Origin of the sequence: Psychrobacter sp. AOP7-B1-24 (assembly GCF_052376215.1) — a bacterium.
Taxonomy (GTDB): domain Bacteria; phylum Pseudomonadota; class Gammaproteobacteria; order Pseudomonadales; family Moraxellaceae; genus Psychrobacter.
This window is the reverse complement of record NZ_JBQSVL010000038.1, coordinates 1-15,385: the sequence shown is the minus strand read 5'-3', so window position 1 is coordinate 15,385 and position 15,385 is coordinate 1. Positions and strand designations below refer to the sequence as shown.

General features: G+C 41.4%; 7 protein-coding genes and 1 other annotated feature. Of the genes, 3 read left to right on the top strand and 4 right to left on the bottom strand.

All coding sequences use genetic code 11. The annotated features are described in order from the left end of the window. Positions 1–5: 5 nt before the first annotated feature. Positions 6–4,712: an AAA domain-containing protein gene (locus tag ACT3QP_RS09030; RefSeq protein ID WP_444525250.1), complete on the bottom strand. Its 4,707-nt coding sequence runs from the start codon at positions 4,710–4,712 to the stop codon at positions 6–8. Positions 4,713–5,119: 407 nt separating this feature from the next. Between ACT3QP_RS09030 and ACT3QP_RS09025 the strand changes: the two genes are divergently transcribed. The 3 genes from ACT3QP_RS09025 to ACT3QP_RS09015 all read left to right on the top strand — a co-directional run bounded on the left by ACT3QP_RS09025 (position 5,120) and on the right by ACT3QP_RS09015 (position 7,749). Beyond that, positions 5,120–6,367 carry an NAD(P)/FAD-dependent oxidoreductase gene (locus ACT3QP_RS09025; protein WP_444525249.1) on the top strand — a complete coding sequence of 416 codons (1,248 nt, stop codon included), beginning with the start codon at positions 5,120–5,122 and terminating at the stop codon, positions 6,365–6,367. A gap of 79 nt (positions 6,368–6,446) precedes the next feature. Further along, a complete protein-coding gene (locus ACT3QP_RS09020) occupies positions 6,447–6,785 on the top strand; it encodes a RidA family protein (RefSeq protein WP_444525262.1) in 339 nt (112 codons plus the stop codon). A gap of 274 nt (positions 6,786–7,059) precedes the next feature. Further along, on the top strand, positions 7,060–7,749 hold the full coding sequence (locus tag ACT3QP_RS09015; RefSeq protein ID WP_444525248.1) for a hypothetical protein: 690 nt from the start codon (positions 7,060–7,062) through the stop codon (positions 7,747–7,749). A 264-nt stretch (positions 7,750–8,013) separates the two neighbouring features. Here the strand turns inward: ACT3QP_RS09015 and ACT3QP_RS09010 are convergent, their stop codons facing one another. The 3 genes from ACT3QP_RS09010 to ACT3QP_RS09000 all read right to left on the bottom strand — a co-directional run. Continuing rightward, on the bottom strand, positions 8,014–13,725 hold the full coding sequence (locus tag ACT3QP_RS09010) for a UvrD-helicase domain-containing protein (RefSeq protein ID WP_444525247.1): 5,712 nt from the start codon (positions 13,723–13,725) through the stop codon (positions 8,014–8,016). A gap of 166 nt (positions 13,726–13,891) precedes the next feature. Continuing rightward, the gene (locus ACT3QP_RS09005) at positions 13,892–14,161 is read right to left on the bottom strand and encodes a transposase (protein WP_444525261.1); all 270 of its coding nucleotides are present in this window, start codon (positions 14,159–14,161) and stop codon (positions 13,892–13,894) included. Positions 14,162–14,208: 47 nt separating this feature from the next. Beyond that, positions 14,209–15,385 (bottom strand): IS3 family transposase gene (locus ACT3QP_RS09000; protein WP_444525246.1). Its coding sequence is split into 2 segments (ribosomal slippage), with 1,178 coding nucleotides annotated over them: positions 14,209–15,146 and positions 15,146–15,385; the frame shifts between segments, so codons are not numbered across the junction. This gene is flagged as partial in the annotation. Continuing rightward, positions 15,037–15,153 (bottom strand) — a sequence feature (AL1L pseudoknot). Its footprint overlaps the gene before it by 117 nt.

Sequence of the window (15,385 nt, the reverse complement as noted above, 5' to 3'; positions counted from 1 at the left end):
TATCTTTAAGCGTCCGTCTCTGCTTGACTAGCTATACTGGCATCACTGTCACTGTCGAGTAAGGGTTCCTCAGTAGTAGTGACAACTCTGGATGCAATATACGAGCTACTATACGTAGAGTCGATAGCGATTGGATAGATCTCTAAACGTTCCAGCTCTATTAATAAGTCTTGAACGACCTCCTCTTTGCGGGTGACAAAGGTAGAGGCAAAGCAGCGCCAGAATTTCCAGCCAGCACGCTCCAAAATCCGCTGACGTTGCATGTCGCTGTCCCATTTATCAGGTCCATGATATCTATCACCATCACACTCAATGGCTAGGCTGTTGTCGTTTTCACCTTCGACTACCATATCGATTCGGTAGGCACCTGCTGTAACTTGTGGCACAACGCGATAGCCTCGCCCGACTAGAATATCAAACACCTCTTGCTCAAATGGCGATTCACACTTGTCACGTAACTCCGCGACTTCTTCCTCATCTTGCATAAATGGCGCTTGAAAATGCTTGATAAGCTCTGCTCGGTAGTAATCAGCTTGGCTAAGCTCATCCAGTTGAATACTGCGTACCAAATACATTCTATCGCGTGCTCTTGAGGCCGCCACATTCATCCGCTGAGCGAAAGTGTCTCTGGTTTGTGCATGGGCAGCGCCTGGCGCGACGACCAAGGATAAAAACATGATATCGCGCTCTTTGCCCTGAAAAGTTCTGGCATCACCGCAAGCAATGTCAAAATCAGTCATGAGCGCTTCATCCAACTCCTTATTGAGCATCTCCATAATACTGTGTGCCTGCTTATAGCCCAATAGTGAAACAACACCAATGGTTTTACCTTTATAAGCTGGGTCGGAAACGATGATCTTGATTTCATCAACGATAAATCTGACTTCTGACGGATTAATATCAGAGCCTTTTAGGCGATAGCCGTCGGTGACATAGACATCAATCAATGGTGGGTCTAAGCGCTCTGAAGGTTTGGCTCTACGTAATGGTATCAGCTCATGGTTATAAAACTCACGTTTAGAAAACTCAATAATAGGCGCCACACTACGAAAGTGTTCTTTTAACATCACACTGCTATCAGCAAACACGACTTTAAATAAGTCATATATCGAGCGATCAGGCGACATCTGTGAGCGATAAACAGGGACTTGATTGCTCAAGTACTGTGCCATCAGATTGCGAATTTTTTCGATATCAAGACCGACACCTTCTGGTGATACTTGTTTATCGTCACCAACAATTAACACTTTCTTGGCTCTCATGATGGCTGGTAAGGCCGTTAAATCAGATTGAGAGGCTTCATCAATAATAACCAAGTCAAAATTACCAAACTCTGCTGGCAAGGACTCAGAAACACGATAGTGTGGCATAATCCAACACGGGATAGCAGCACTAGCGCCAGCAGAGGCTTCTCGCGCTTCACGGCGATAATAATGTGCGCCTTTACCCGTTCCTTTACCGATACGCATGATGGCAGAGCGATATTTTTCTAAAGAGGCTCTCACGTTTGGCGTCGCATTTTCGGCGACTTTTAGCCAAGCTCGTTTGGTGATAGCTTCTTGATATAATCTTGCCAAGTCTGACTCTAAATTGCCACGAGTTTTGGTCAGTTGAACTAAATCCTTGCGACCATCGATGCTGTCGATAAAGCTTTTCAGTCGGCTGAGACGCCAAATTTCCGGCCAATTATTAGGTAATAGGTCATCTAGTTGCGTTGTGTTTTGAGCGCTAGCACAAGGCGTATGGCGTAACTGTTCGGCCCAAAGTGGTGCGCCATTGTTTTCGATAAGCTTGGTAACGGTAGCGACTGTTTGTAGGTCGGTCGTAAGATTTCTTACTCGTTTTAGCTCATTTAGCAGGTCTTTCCATATGTCTTGTAATGCATCATCAGTTAAGCTGGCACTACCAATTTTCTGATTGAAAAAAGCGATGGTTTTGTCGCTAATGTCACCGTCACAATCAGCAAGCTCACCCAGTAATCTCTCTTTTAACTTGCTACTCTTTATCAGGTTATGCCTTTTTAGATGTTGCTTCAGTATATGACTTATCTCAACCAAAGCTTCTTTATCATAACGTATTGTCTTGTTGGTATTATGAGTATCCCATTCTATGAATATAGTGCGTAGGGCCTGTTGAATATCATGTTGTAGACGGTTGATATCAAAAACGGCCTCATATAAGTAAGCGGCTGAATTTAAATCAGATAAGACATCAGGTGATACTTCAAATATGGGTAAAGATAGATCATTGGACAATACATTCCAGCGTAAGATAAGCTCTAGCGTTTTTTTTCTAAAGGCTATAAAGCTTAATACGTATTGCCAATCTTGTGCGCTTGAGGGTGGTGATGCGAGTATCCTAATAGATTCAAGGCATTTTTTTTCTGCCGATTTACCAAAAATACCTATTAAGCCAAAAGGCTTTCTACTTTCAGATAAATTAGCGATGGCATTGACCAGATCTGGATTTTTATCTACGTTGTCAGGCAATGAGATTGGTTTGCTTAAATAAACTGTTCTCTCGTTAAAAAGTGCCTTGATTTCGGTATTTAGCGTATTTAAATGCCCAATGATGTCTTGCTTGGCATTATCAGCCAGGTGTGGTTGGATATTAGTCGTCCAGTCTTGTTTAGCATTCTCAACTTTTTCAAGAAGATAGAGTAAACGAGAAGTGTTGGCAGCTGTATTGTAAGCAATGCTCAAAGTGTTAGCGCTGTGTTCCATTAAGCTTGGTAGTTTGCCTTGCTCCTCAGCTACTTGTGATTCGTTCAGATAATTTAAATCTCTGTGCAACTGTAGCATCGTATTGGTAGTAGGAATATCTGCAACCGCAGGTATTTTTTTATTAAGATAATGTAAGTCGCTTCCAAGTTTGATTCTGGCATTTTTTAGCTCAGTTATATCAGCATGAGTAAACTGAGGCTTAAACATCTCTTCTATGCCCAATTTATCGGGAAAGCTTTCGATAAGCTGCCGGTTTTGAGCCACTTCAGTCGCGGCATCTATTGGTGTAATAGTCTTGTTATTCATGACGATATCATCAAGATTTAACCGCGCCCAGGCCGTAATTTTATGGTCGGTACTTGCTAACTGTGCATGAATAGTATCGATTTGGTCATCTAGCATCATGATATCTTTTTGATAGGTCTCGCAATTGATACTCGATACTTCGCTTGATATCTTTTTGACGGTATGTTCAAACTGCTTTAGGCCTTCATTTTCGCTAGTGAGTAAGCTCACAGCGAGCGGTCGTATCGATTCAGGCAACTGCTCTTGTAGTACTTTTAGGGCAGGATCTTTCATGGAGGTGACCAACACTCTCTGGCCAAGCGCTAAGTAATGGCAGATAACATTGGCGATGGTATGCGTCTTACCTGTACCGGGAGGACCTTGCACGACCACACCGTCGTGTACATCTAGCTGCTGTATGATTTGTACTTGCTCATCGTTGAATGCTTTGGGGAAATAGAGCTCATTTGGCGTGCTGGTATAATTTTCGCTACCACCTACCATAGATAGGCCCCGATAGGCGGATAATATGACTTCTTTATTTTCGGTTGCAGGCTCTGTCAGCATAGCTTTGAGGGCATTTGGTAAATTGCCATCAGAAACCGTTTCGAGTTGCGTAGATAGTTTATCCAGATCTTGCAAAAATATATTATTGCTTCTCGGGCGAGCCATGATTACCCAGGTATCTGTTACGATAAGGTTATGCTGTGCTGTAGGTATTTTGCGCTCACCTGCAGTAGTATGGTCGGGTTGATAAACGCCAGAAGCGTCAAGCAATGTCACCGCTGATTTTAAGATAGGCTCATAGCTACTGGGTATAAAAGGATTTAGCAGTACATCTTCTGATTCATAAAATGCTTTGGTGTTTTTTAGCAGTTTGGCCAAACCTTGATTTTCCTCTACGGAAAAAGGGTCAGTTTCAAGTGTGGGCTCAGACAGCGTAGGCTTGACAATTAAAGCCATGGTTTTTTGATCTAAAGTAATTTCAACAGATTGCGTTAATAAGGGGTACTTTATCTGCTTGTTATTTGACTCATTGTCAGCATTTTTTCTTATAGCAATACCGACACCCCATACCAATTCTAGCTGTGCATCAGCGAGATTGCCTTGAAGCTTTTGATTAAGCATGAACAGCTTGGCATACAGCGTGATACTTTGACGTACTCGCTTTTCTGTTGCTAACCAAGGTTTCCAGATATTTTGGATGTAATCGTTAAACTCATTTTGTACAGCGTCTTTTTCAGGAAAGTTTTTTAGATGAATCTTTGCTTTTGAATATTCTGCTACATCTGATGACTCATCTGGATGGTTATCATCGAAACGGGTGGCTTCAACCTCAAATGGTGTGAATATTTCACTCGAATCAGAAGAGAGTAGGTTGTCATCTATTAATAATTGGACAGAAGTTTTTTCTTTTAGTGATGGTTGGTCACTAAACTTGCTTGGAAATACTAACCAATGTGCTAATAGGGTACTGCTCGGTTTTGGTACCGCATTTTCACGTAACCGTTCTAAACGCAGCCAAACATCCTCAGAGTTATCATTTGTAATATTTAGGCTAATACCTGGCAAATTTAATACATGCTCTTCTATACAAATAAAGTCACTGTGCTTTGTGAAGTCTTGAATAGGTGCTTTTTTAATCAAAGCACATTGCTTAATAAATTCAATCTGAGAGGCCAATCGTTGCGTGTAAATGCTCATTTATTACGTATTCCTAATCATCAAAAACTATTGACTAATTGGCTGATATTTTGTTGATTTAATCGTATTAACACCATTTATTACTACAGATGAAAGCAACACGATTTTTGGATAAAACCAAACTATAGCACAGAAATTAATGTTGATAAGCTATATCTGGTATTTGTAATATTTATCGTTAGCAGCTATTACTATGGGTATTATTAATTCAACTTGTTCGTTAATTTTCTTTAATATTACTTTTAAAAATACTTTTAAAAAAATGACATAACCAAAAGTATTTAATATTAAAAATATTTCACAAATAAGGGTTTAAAATTTGGCTTAATGCGTTACTATTACCACCTAATTCTGTTAGACCCTCATATTTGATACTCTGTATTAACGCCCTAAGAAAAGGATAGGTTATGCGCTATGAAGTGATTGTTATCGGTGCAGGTATGGTTGGCACGTCAGTTGCGTGGCATTTACAAAAAAACAATGCAAATGTACTGCTTTTAGATAAGAAACTGCCAGGATCAGAGACCTCGTATGGTAATGCTGGGTTGATTCAGCGTGAAGCTATTCATACACATCCTTTTCCTCGTCAACTGACTGAGATGATTCGAGTATTACCGAACCAAGGTACGGATATTCGCTATCGTATACCAGCGATTCTACGTTACCATCAAGCATTGCTACAATACTGGAAGTATTCTGTACCTGCGACGGTTAAACAAATCGAAGCTGAGTGGCAGACGCTGATTGAGCATTGCACCAGTGAGCATCAAACGATGATTGAAGCATCTGGTGCTGATGAGTTGATTACTCGCGATGGCTGGTTGCAGTTACATCGTTCTGAAGAGACCTTTAAAGAAGCGCAAGCAGCAGCCATTGATGCACGCAATCAAGGGGTTGAGCATAATGTATTAAACCTTGACGCACTTAAAGCCATGGAACCTAGTGCCAATTTTGATGGTTTCGTTGGTGCCATTCATTGGAAGAACTCTTGGCAGGTATCAAACCCAAGCTCATTGGTTAAGGCCTATGCGAAAAACTTCCAAGATATGCAAGGTACGATCAAAGAAAGCGATGTCAAAGAAATCGTAAAAGATGGTGAAGGCTGGAAAATCATCACTGATAATGATACGTATTATAGTGATAAATTGGTCATTGCCGCTGGCCCATGGTCGAATGACTTGATCAAACCACTTGGTTATAATCTGCCCTTGTTCCCAATGCGTGGTTATCATCAGCATTTCAAAGTGACAGAAAAAAACACCATCAATCACAGTATGTTTGATATGGATAAAGGCTTTGTGATGGGGCCAATGCAACAAGGTATCCGCATTACCACTGGTGCCGAGATGACTACAATGGACGCACCAAAAAACTTCGGTCAATTACAAACTGTACTGAAGCTGGCTCGCAAAATTCTGCCATTAGAAGATGCAGTAGAGTCTGAGGCTTGGGCAGGATCACGTCCTTGTATGCCTGATATGAAACCAGTTATCGGTCCTGCTGATAAGCATGATAAATTATGGTTCGCCTTTGGTCACAGCCATCAAGGCTTTACTCTAGGACCTATGACAGGGCGTCTGGTTGAAGAAATGATTCATGACAAACCATTATTGGTAGACCTTGCACCGTTTAGTGCTCAGCGTTTCGCTAAATAATTTGTTACTCTATAATGAGTCATGTTTGTCGAGTCATGATTGATTCAGCTGTTTTTATAAATTGAAGGGAGATAAAATGATAAAGAAGTTACACAGTACCCCGCGTATGAGTAGAATCGTCGTCCATAATCAAACGGTTTATTTATGTGGTCAAGTGGGCAACGCAGAAGACGATATTCAAGCACAAACTTTGACGTGTTTAGAAAAAATCCAAACGTTACTAGAAGAAGTAGGTAGTGACAAATCAAAACTACTATCAGTAAATGTTTGGATAAAAGACATGGCAGACTTTGCAGCTATGAATGAAGTATGGGACAAATGGTTTGAAGGTATCCAGCCACCAGCGCGCGCTTGCGGTGAGTCAGCATTGGCCCGCCCTGAACTATTGGTTGAGATGATTGCCATCGCTGCTGAATAGTAATCTGCTCGTAGCACCTGTGTTAAATAAAAAGGCCATGATAGCGATATCATGGCCTTTTTATTTTTTCTGCCCTTTTATGGATTACAGCTTATTATTTATCCGTTGTAACATGTTTTCAAATACCTAATAAGACTCACTTTTTTACGAATACAAAGAAGAACTACTAGGGCGTGTTGAACATTGGAAATAAATAGTAGTGTTAAAGAAATTAAGACCTTAATTTGTCAAAAAGCTAAAAGCACATCACACCCCTTTATTTACAGCACCCGATATGAGTTCCCAACTTATCCAGCGGAGTGCTGAAGGTGAGGGGATACAGCACTCTATTTTTATTGGAGCAAGGTACGATGCTGTTATTAGTTTTATAAGAGAGATAGATAGACTCAGACCTGAGCTGCGTGAAAAAGAGTTGGAAAATATAGCGATAAAACACGGTATTCATCTAATCAATGCAAGAGAGTTATACAAAAACGCGAGTGGCTTAAATAATAACGACAAGCTCATTACTCAGGTCAAAGGTCAAACTGCTCAAGCCATTATTACCACGGCATTGGATAACGCTTATAACCTGTCCGTACAGAAACCTGATCAATTACGAGAGTTTGTCAGTATTTATAAGCAAAAGCACATTACCTCTAGATCTTACTTAAAATTTGGCATTAAAAAATCTCAACATGAGTTATTGGGTGACTTCTTGAAGATAGGGTGTCAAATTATTGCTGCTCAACATTGGCAACTGACTTCTAGTGGCGCAAAAGAGGTTAGAGATTTCAAGAAAAAGCATAAATTAGATAGCGCTATTAGGGTGGGAACTAACCAGAATAGTACAGAATTTGAAGTTAGAGTTGTCAGAAAAATGAAATTCAAATCTGAAAAAAAAGCTACTTATGAGTCGTCCGGCGTCTTGAAATTTTTGGGTGAGATGTTAGTAATACTGCTTGAACAGGATAGTGAAGAATAAGTCTGATACAGCCAGCATTGTAAATTTAGATTGCCTAACTAAAGTCTCCCAAGTTAATGTCTACGGATTTGATGGCAGGGGTCATTTAAATAGTCTTACTTTACCCTAACATCAACCTAAAAAACTAAATATACCCTAATTTTATGTCTACGGATTTGACGAGATGGTCAACAACTTTAGAAAAGATATAATTGGACTATTATCGTTAGGCGGTATAAATAATACCTCCTAAGTTAACTCCTATAGGGTTACCAGTAGAAATCATTACCCACACTGCACATTAAATTGAACATAAGGAACGATCAGATAGTGACTACTCTCGTTACCATGATAACCCGCTTTTTCATACCAAGAGATATCCTGCTGATAAAACAGGGTAGTTGTAAAGCCAGCCATCAATAGATGTTGAGTACCTTGCCCTTGAGAAGAATATGCTTTAGAAAAAGCTTTAGAGAACTGAGCGATTTGTTGACCTTTAGCTGAGTAAAAGCCATCGCTTTTCTTATCTTGTTTATAGCAAGCGATATCAAATAGTCCCAGAATGTTATCTCGTGTTTTCGTCCAGCTATCACGGCAAAACGTCTGTTCTACAAACGTGCGACCTTCGTCATTAATCAGTGCGCGCGGCGTCAATACCAGCTCATCCAAACGCATAAAGCGATGAAAAGTCAGCATTGAGGGCGGACTAATTACAGGCAGGTCAATTTGCTCAGCATGAGTAAGCAATATTTTAGCCAAGGTTGGGTGATGCGCTTTATGATGGAGTAGTAAGCTCAACGTTTGCTTAGCCCGTGTCAGTGCTACATATAATGGCCTATCATGACTATAATCTGCCTGAGCGTTTGAAGATGAGTTTGAGAGTTGATCATCAATGACATAAATATGATCAAACTCCATCCCTTTCGCACTATGATAAGTGATCAATATAACCTGTGTTTTATCATCGTATAGAATAGACTCTATCGCTTGTAATACCTGCTCATAAGTCACGTTTTCCATATCTTTTGTGCGGCTAATAATCGCATCCCAAGCTTTATCTAAATGGTTTAAGCTTTGCTTATCTCGCCAGCATTCCAAAAATTCAGCAACATTACTCTCAATAAAGTCTAAACGTTTCGCGCTCAAATCTTTAAATAGCGTTTGTCCTATAAAACTATTTATGGGAGTAATTTGCTCATTTTCATTATAGCGCTGACTACTAATATTTAGAGCTTCAAGGTAATGCTGTATGGCATCGAAATATGACCATTTAGGGGCTAGTACGGCTATGGTTTCTGGCGCTGCATTTTTTTGTTCATTACTCGCTAAGCGCTGCTCAATCTCAGACGCGATCCATGCTGCCATGTCAACGCCTTTGGTTTGCTGGTAGTAGCCATAGCGAATAGGACTATTAGGATAGGGTTTAGTCGCCTTGATGCTATGCTCAGCCTGCTTTAGACGCTCACTACTTGGCAATGTAGTGGCTATAAATTCATTGGCAAGCTCGACTATGTTATTAGCACTACGATAGTTATTGAGCAGATAGTATTTTTGCTCAGTATTAACGTGGTAGTTGTCTGCAAACTGCTGGATATATTGAATACTAGCGCCACGAAAGGCGTATAGGTTCTGGTCGTCGTCGCCAACCACCATCAAATAGCCGCGCTGCTCAAAGTTATCATCAGTAGCATCACTATCAGCGTCTATGGCAATATAGCTCTCACTAGTGTTGCTATTATCGTCCTCTTGTGTTTGTAAATCTGCTAATAGCCCAATCATTTGATACTGATATTCATCGATATCTTGAAACTCATCGACCATGATGTACTGAAAGTGTTGCGGCCGCTCTTGTAGTTGACTGATGGCCTGCTCAATCATCCACTGATAGCGAGCATTATCACGGCGCTTTTGTAAGTTTTTCTCTTGGCTTAAATGCTCAATGCGCGTAGCAATCTCATCAAGCGCGGCATCAGGTGCGTCTTTTTCACTCAGTCCTGTGATTTGCCGTGCCAGCCCATGGAATGTCTGAATGGTAACATTGATTGCATGATAACCAATCAAGGCCAGTAAGCGCGATCTTAGTTCAGCTACCGCCAAACGGTTATAAGCCAATATCAAAATCTTCTCAGGCTTGATTTCTTCTATCATTAATAGATAAGCGACTCTATGTACCACCACGGTGGTTTTCCCAGATCCTGGACCAGCCAGTACCATGGCCGCACGGCTTGTTTCTTTGATGATTTGTACTTGAGTGTCACTAAAATATTTAGGCAAAATCTCTTTTTCATAATCTTTGATATAAGGTTTATGCACATCGATATCGTTGTTAATATAGGTTTCAATGACCTCAGATAGCGGCTTAGTAAAGTAGTCCTCAATCAACGCTTTTTGGACATCAGCGTCTGCCTGTAGCCAAAAGTTCAGCATATGGATGCGAGCGCAGCGATCTTGATAATGGGTTTGTAAATACTGATAGGCGTTTTCATGATACTTTGAAGTGGATTTTCGGTGTTTGCCAATAAAGAAAATAGCATCTTGCGTGTCGTCTAATCGGCTAAGCTCAATCAGCTCTAAGCGCTGTAATTGCTCAAGTTGGGTTAAGATAGTATCAGGATCGCGCTTTAGTTTTTGGGCTAAAGTATCTAGATGAAACTCTTTACCATCGCCATCTTTTTTATCGGGTAGGGCAGGTAGCAGATGCGCTTCATATAAAGGTGTCAAACCTGCTACGAGCACTTTTGCATAGCGAACCCAGCTTTCCCAATTGTCTGGCAGATCCTCATCAATTTGCCAAAATTTAGTCTGATTTGTGGAGGAAACAAACACTTGGGTCGTACCATGATTGCGCGTTTTTAAGATACCTAGTGCTCGAAACATAGGTAGAATATGACGTTTACTGGATAAATTATGGCGCTGCTGAATCAGCCAGTTGTCGAGTACTTTGGTATTGAGCTGGGTGGTGCCTTGCGTTTCTATCGCTTCAGTGCTACTTAGCGCGCCATAGCTGCTATTTAGACATTCCTCTAAAGCAGTAATAATACGGCTTAAGCGATTAAATTCACCCTTTAAATAGCGGTGTGTATATTTTAGTCGTACACGTACCACAACTTGCCACTGAGCATGACCTTGATTGACCAACTCACGTAGCCCTTTTAATAGTGACTTAACAGAGTAGCCAAGTGCCAATGCCAATTCAGGTAAATGATAGCGAGTAAGGCCAGTATTGTTGTCATTGTTAGAGCCTTCGTCACTGCTATTCTTAGCGCTAACTATGTTTGTTGTTACCGTGTTTAAGGTATCATTTGAAAGCTGCTGTAATTGAGCATAGAGATTAGACATATTAGTATGTTGGCTAGCAGGCGGTTGGCTTGATAGTTTGATACTGATCCAAGCCGGTTGCTGGTCTTTTTCAGTCAGCAATCCGTAACGCTCGAGCGCCAATAAAGCCACTCTTACTTGGGTATTAAGTTGTTCAGTCTCGTCATCTGGTGCAAGTATGGGCGCTAGTATACTGCTAGGGAACCATTGATCTTGCATGGGTTTACTGAGAGCTGGACGTATGGCGGTCCAACAGTCTCTTAAGGTATTTGTATTTGGTATGCGCGACTCACGCTCTTGGAAAAACAAAGCTTCAATGTCTTTTTGACCCCATAGCATATATGCTGCACCGACCTCGTAGGATTTACGTGCTGCACGGCCAATCTCTTGAATATACGACTCAAGGTTATTCGGCGGTCCACTATGAATAACGGTATGGATGCCCTCTTTATCAATGCCCATGCCAAAAGCATTGGTACAGACCACCACGTCTAGTTCATCATTTTTGAATTTTTCAAGTACACTCTTTTTTTGCCCCTCATTTAATTTAGAATGATAGGCGGCAGACGCTAAGCCTTTTTGGGCGAAATCGTCAGCATATTGATCACAGCCTTTACGGTTACGCAGATAAACTATAGCCACGCCTTTTTCAGGGTGTTCCGGATATTGGTTTTCGTACCAAGTTTTGCGCTCATTTATAATGTTATAGATATGCGCTTCACGCTCGTCCTTGGCTGCTTCTATAAAATGCGCAGTAATATCGTCACGCCAAATCTTAAGGCTTTCGATAGGGGTGCCATATTGCACCAAAGTTTTATTGTCAGTTAAGGCAGTAAGCTTATCTACCAGCTCACTTTCTAAATCATCTTTGACACGTGTAGAGGCTGTGGCGGTCACTAAGCTTATGGTAGGTGGTAAGAATTCCGACGCGTTACTGCTAATATTTGTTCTAGATGCGTTAGTATTGTCCTGATCAGATATCATTTCTAACATATCAAGCTGAAGCTTACCCTCTTTAATGTCGCTTTGGCGCTCAAGCTGCTTTGTAAAGTGTTCTCGAAGCTCGTCGCTATAACACGCCATCATGTGATCGGCGATACGCAAAAAGTCTGGCCGAAAATCAGTGCCCCATTGGCTAAGCGTATGCGCCTCATCTAATACCCAAAATGCTGGTGGGCGATTTTTGAGTAGTTGACGAATACTATGTGTACGTAGCCGCTCTGGACTCATATAAATAATATCGATATCGCCTTGCCAAATACCGTCTAAGATGTCTTTTTGGGTTTCTATGGACTGCCCTGAAGTCAGATAAGCAATACGGTTGGCGTAGTCTGGCAAATCAGTATGCAAGTTGACAACTTGGTCTTCGATTAATGCCTTTAAAGGCGATATCACTACGGTCAGCTGACGTTGGTACCTACTTAATATCAGTGCAGGTAGCTGGAAGGTCAAGCTTTTACCGCCACCTGTTGGTAATATGCCAAGAGGAATGTCTTCATTCATCAGCACTGCTTTGACAATAGACATCTGTCCTTCGCGCAAATGCTCAAATCCAAAAAAGTGATGACACTGTTGATTAATCCAATCTTCACTCGGCTCATGCAAATGCCAAAAAGTATTTTCAGCTTGGCTAAAACTATGTCTGTGGAAAGGATGCTTGATAAGCCATACTGGACGGCGTGCTTGTGGCTTATCAAAATATCTTAGCCAGTTAATAAAGGTGGCTAAACCAAGATGTTGCCATAGTGTTGAGTGCGCTTTGTCATTATTGCTCACATAATTATTGCCCATACAACCCTCTAATAGGTTGATAAGATCAGTTCGATTTCCTGTGGGCAAGTTGTCAAAGATAGCTTCTATATCAAAGATATTGTCTTCATCTATAGCAAAGTAGTTTTGACGGCTGAGCGTATGCAAATGCAAAAGCTGTGGTAATAGCTTGTGCAGTAGTATTTGCATATTGGTAGGTAGGATTTGCCACGCTTGTGTGCAAAGCCCAAATACACAGCGACTTTCTAAGCAGTCAAGGACTGGGTTATTATAATCGACATTGGCTTTGTAGAGCTTAGCTAAGGCGTGGCTAGGCTGGTGCGGAATAAATAGGCAGCTCAGTATCAGTGTATCCCAAGCTTTCGCTTGCCAGCCACGCAGTTTGTCAGAACCGTCAAGCTGGTTTGTTGATAATGTATGTTTATAGCTAGTGGTCGATAATGCGTCGTTTAATAGCGAATATAGGTGAGGTAAATCAAACTCAATTAGATGATGGCCACCTAAAAAATCAGCTTTATTTAATAGCTCATAAACGACATCTGACTGCTGTCGAAATTGCTGAGCATTAAAGTGCCAATAGTAGTCGTTGATTAAGAAAGCACCATCTATTAATTTCTCATTTTCGGGGTTAATTTCCAAATCAAGCCAGAGAGTTTGTTGTGGGTTCAACTTTGAGAGTAGTTCAGAGGCACTCTGAACGGCTGTCAAATCCTCTATATACTTCGTTGCATTGAGACGTAGAAACTCCGGTAGGCTGTTTGGCTTTGATGTTTGTATATCTACCGGAGATGGAAGTGCGCTATTGATGGGATCAGAGATATTGTTATGACTGTTTTGAGGACTCATCTGCCCAAATGTTTTGGAAGGTGAAAAAGAAGTAGGCTGGATAAAATCTGGTAGGTCTGACATGCTTTCAGCTTCTAAGTAGTATGTAAATAAACGAACTATAGTATACAATTTTCTTTATCTTAGCCAGAGTCATAGTGGACGAGCACTTGCAAGTATTATCATCTTCTTAATAAACCCTAATATTAATAACAGCATCTAGGTAAAAACCAAAGCACTAAATATATAGTCAATCCAAAATAAAATTGGTACAACCCATATCATGAAACAGTTTAGGTAAATTATTCTCCATCCACCCTTGGCGCAAAAACTTCGCCTGTGCCCATTTTTTCTCAATAGGGTTTAAATCGGGACTATAAGGCGGTAGAAATAGCAGGCGATGACCATGTCTATTGAGCAATCTCTGAACGCGTTTGTGAAAGCTAGCGTTATCTATGACAATCACGCATTTAGTTTTAAGGCTTGGTATTAGCGTGTCTTTGCACCAGTTGTAGAATATATCGCCATTGAACCGCCCCGACTTTATCGGAGGCTGATTTACTTGAGTCAGGCAGCAATGCCTGACAGGATTAAATTATCATAATACCGCTTTTCAAACTCAAAGGGCGACACATATCCAATCGTGCTATGCAGTCGTGTTTTGTTAAACCAATCGACCCATTCAAGGGTTGCCAGTTCAACATCGTTCACACCAGACCAGCACTCTTTCAAATAATGAATCACCTCAGACTTGTACAGCCCATTGACCGTTTCAGCCAGTGCGTTGTCATAAGAATCACCCGTAGTGCCAACAGAGGCAATCACACCGCAGTCAGCCATCTTATCTGTGTAGCGAATGGATAAATACTGAACCCCTCGATCACTGTGATGAATCACATCTTTGGGATTATTCCTATCTGCTATCGCTTGATTGAGCGCGGCCATCACCATATCGGTGTTCATGCGATTGGATACTTTCCAGCCCACAATGGCACGAGCGAACACATCAATAATAAAAGCAGTATAAACCCAGCCACTCAGTGTCTTGATATAGGTAAAATCTGCAACCCAAAGCTGATTAGGACGACGGGCATTAAAGTTACGATTGACCAAGTCATCAGCGCGCTTTTGGTCGTCACGGCTGTTGGTGGTGATCTTGCCCTTACCGCGCCAGATGCCTTGCATACCATACTGCTTCATTAAACGCTCTATGGTACAACGAGCAACCTTTAACCCGTCAGCTTTCATCTGCTGCCATACTTTACGCGCACCGTAACGGCATTTACTGTCCTGCCAAATACGTTTAATCTCTCTGAGATAATAGTCATCATGCTGACTGCGTAATGAGCGCTTCTCAGGGCAGTCCTCTAAGTCTTTAGCACGGTAGTAGGTTGATGGGGCAATCGGTAGTACTCTACAAATCAGCTCGACCCCATAACTACCTCTATAGTCATCAATAAACTGAACCATTATCTGGGTGGACGGTCGAGCTCCGCCTGGGCTTCAAGACCAGCAGCCTTACGTATAATCTCATTGGCTTGCTTGAGCTCTTTATTCTCGCGTTCAAGCTCTTTAATACGTTGCTCTTGGCTTTGGGCTTGCACTGAGGCAGGAATAGTTTGATCTATGTGCTTTTTATGCCATGACCGCAGGGTTTCAGGCGTACAGCCAATCTTAGGGGCAATTGCTTGAATAGCTGACCAGGTGGAAGGATAGTCGCTTAATGCTTCAATCAGCATGCGAA

Coding starts and splice junctions, on each gene's coding strand:
- ACT3QP_RS09015 (WP_444525248.1), top strand. CDS start 7,060: ATGAGTTCCCAACTTATCCAGCGGAGTGCTGAAGGTGAGGGGATACAG.
- ACT3QP_RS09025 (WP_444525249.1), top strand. CDS start 5,120: ATGCGCTATGAAGTGATTGTTATCGGTGCAGGTATGGTTGGCACGTCA.
- ACT3QP_RS09010 (WP_444525247.1), bottom strand. CDS start 13,725: ATGTCAGACCTACCAGATTTTATCCAGCCTACTTCTTTTTCACCTTCC.
- ACT3QP_RS09030 (WP_444525250.1), bottom strand. CDS start 4,712: ATGAGCATTTACACGCAACGATTGGCCTCTCAGATTGAATTTATTAAG.